At 54.7% G+C, this 2,717-nt stretch carries 2 protein-coding genes; both read left to right on the top strand.

What is annotated here, in order from left to right; genetic code table 11:
• The first annotated feature begins 161 nt into the window (after window positions 1-161).
• Window positions 162-425, top strand: a complete 264-nt coding sequence (locus ACOCD2_RS16115) for an FmdB family zinc ribbon protein (RefSeq protein ID WP_293649591.1) — start codon at window positions 162-164, stop codon at window positions 423-425.
• Between the two features lie 107 nt (window positions 426-532).
• The gene (aspS, locus tag ACOCD2_RS16110; protein ID WP_293649592.1) at window positions 533-2,329 is read left to right on the top strand and encodes an aspartate--tRNA ligase; all 1,797 of its coding nucleotides are present in this window, start codon (window positions 533-535) and stop codon (window positions 2,327-2,329) included.
• Window positions 2,330-2,717 lie beyond the last annotated feature (388 nt).

The raw sequence follows: 2,717 nt of genomic DNA, 5'->3' as shown, positions 1-2,717 counted from the left end.
AGCAGGATGCAGCAATCAGCGTATAGAACAAGCTCTAACGGGCAGTATGAACAAAATAGCAACTTTATTTCACCCGAAAATATACGGTGGAACAATGTTGCTTACTCTAAACTCTAGTTAAACAGTTTACTCCCTTGTAAAATTGATAGCAGGAGGTTGCCATGCCTTTTTACGAATATCGTTGTGATGCCTGCGGGCATGAGTTCGAGGCGATGCAGAAAATGAGCGACGCGCCCCTGAAGGAGTGTCCGGAATGTGGTGAGCCCAAGCTTGTGAAGCTGATTTCGGCATCGGGTTTCCGCCTCAAGGGCGGTGGCTGGTATGAGACGGATTTCAAGTCAGGCAAGAAGAAAAACCTGGCGGATTCCGGCAAGGGCGGCTCGTCGTCGGGCAGTTGCGGCGGCGGAAAATGTGGTTGTGGTTGACCTGAATCTTCGGATTTGCGGTTGAATTTGACACCCCGGATTTCCGGGGTGTTTTCATTGTATATAGCCTGAATCCCAGATTCAGGAACAATTTCAGGATTGGATTGATGCGTAGTCATTATTGTGGCGAACCCGGCGTAGCCGAGGTCGATGAAACAGTTGAACTTTGCGGCTGGGTGAACCGTCGCCGCGACCACGGGGGCGTGATCTTCATCGATCTGCGCGACCGCACCGGCCTGGTCCAGGTAGTCTATGATCCGGACGTGGAAGATGTGTTCGCTACCGCGGAGAAAGTACGTACCGAGTATGTGCTGCGCGTGAAGGGGAGGGTGCGCCACCGTCCCGAAGGTACGGTGAACCCCGAGATCTCCACAGGGGAAATTGAGGTGCTGGGCAAGGAACTGGAAATCCTCAATGCCGCCAAGACGCCTCCTTTCGTCCTGGACGATGATGATGTCTCGGAAGAGCTGCGCCTGCGCTATCGTTACATCGATCTGCGCCGCCCGGAAATGCTGGAACGCATGCAACTTCGCTCAAACGTGACCCGCCTGCTGCGCGAATACCTGGACAACAACGGCTTCATGGACATGGAAACGCCCATGCTCACCAAGGCCACGCCGGAAGGCGCCCGGGACTACCTGGTGCCCAGCCGTACCCATGCCGGCAAGTTCTTTGCTCTGCCCCAGTCACCCCAGCTGTTCAAGCAGTTGCTGATGATGTCCGGTATGGATCGTTATTACCAGATCGTGCGCTGTTTCCGCGACGAGGATCTGCGCGCCGACCGTCAGCCCGAATTCACTCAGCTGGACGTGGAAATGTCCTTCATGAACGAAGAGCAGATCATGCAGCACATGGAAGACATGATCCGTGGCGTTTTCAAGGGCGCCCTGGATGTCGATCTGCCGGATCCCTTCCCGCGCATGACCTATGCCGAAGCCATGGACCGATATGGCTCGGATCGGCCAGATCTGCGTTGCTCTCTCGAGCTCAAGGACGTGGCCGATCTGATGGAAAATGTGGATTTCAAGGTGTTTTCCGGTCCGGCAAAGGATCCGGATGGCCGGGTTGCAGCGTTGCGTGTACCCCAGGGCTGTAAACTGAGCCGCAAGGAAATCGATGATTACACCAAGTATGTCGGTATCTACGGTGCCCGTGGTCTGGCGTACATCAAAGTCAACGGGTGGGAGACCAAGGGCCGCGAGGGCCTCCAGTCGCCCATACTCAAGTTCCTGCCGGATGAAGCAGTGAGCGGCATCATGGAGCGCACCGGCGCCGAGGATGGCGACCTGATTTTCTTCGGTGCTGACAAGGCAACGGTGGTAAACGAAGCTTTGGGCGCTTTGCGCGTGAAGCTGGGCGAGGATCTTGGCCTCATGGAAGGCGACTGGCGCCCCCTGTGGGTGGTGGATTTTCCCATGTTCGAGTGGGATGCTGGCGCCAAACGCTGGACTTCCCTGCATCATCCGTTCACTGCGCCACAGGAGGCCCACCTGGGTCTGCTGAAGACTGACCCGGGCGCTTGCCTGTCCCGGGCCTACGATATGGTGCTCAACGGCACTGAGGTCGGTGGCGGCTCCATGCGTATCCACCGCTCCGAGGTGCAGAGTCAGGTGCTGGAACTGCTGGGTATCGAAGAGCAGGAAGCTCAGGACAAGTTTGGTTTCCTTCTGAACGCCCTGGAATACGGCTGTCCTCCCCATGGCGGCCTGGCCTTTGGTCTGGACCGGCTGGTAATGCTCATGGCAGGAGCACACAGTATCCGCGATGTGATGGCTTTTCCAAAGACCCAGAGTGCAGCCTGCCTGCTTACCGAAGCACCATCTGAGGTTTCGGCTCAGCAGTTGCGTGAATTGTCCATCCGATTGCGTGTGCCACAAAAAGAGCAGGACAGCCCTTCTTCCTGATTGAAACCACCGGAACCTTGCCCATGTTCTGTTGGCAAGGTGGATATTGCGTCAGCGGTACACCCCCTCCGGCGTAACAAAGCCGTTTGTGTATTTGCACAGACTGCTTTTTTTTAATCTTGTACCAACGCAGCAATTTGTGTCGTGAGTTTGATGGCGGCATGTCTGTCATCGATGGTCTTCCCGGCACCCATCATCGTTTTGACCAAGCGAACCGCTGTTTGACCGCGGTCAAATCAAATGTCGTTTTTCTTTCAAATACATTGACATTTTATTTTACAGCGCTAAGTTGAGCATAAGAATGATATATAACTAGTTCCCGTCTATAAATGCCAAGTCATTGAAATTCAATTGAAAAACCGAAAAAAGACGATGAGAAATCCGGTGC

The organism is Thiolapillus sp. (assembly GCF_048562965.1).
Classification (GTDB): domain Bacteria; phylum Pseudomonadota; class Gammaproteobacteria; order Chromatiales; family Chromatiaceae; genus Thiolapillus; species Thiolapillus brandeum_A.
This window is presented reverse-complemented; position numbering and strand designations above follow the sequence as displayed.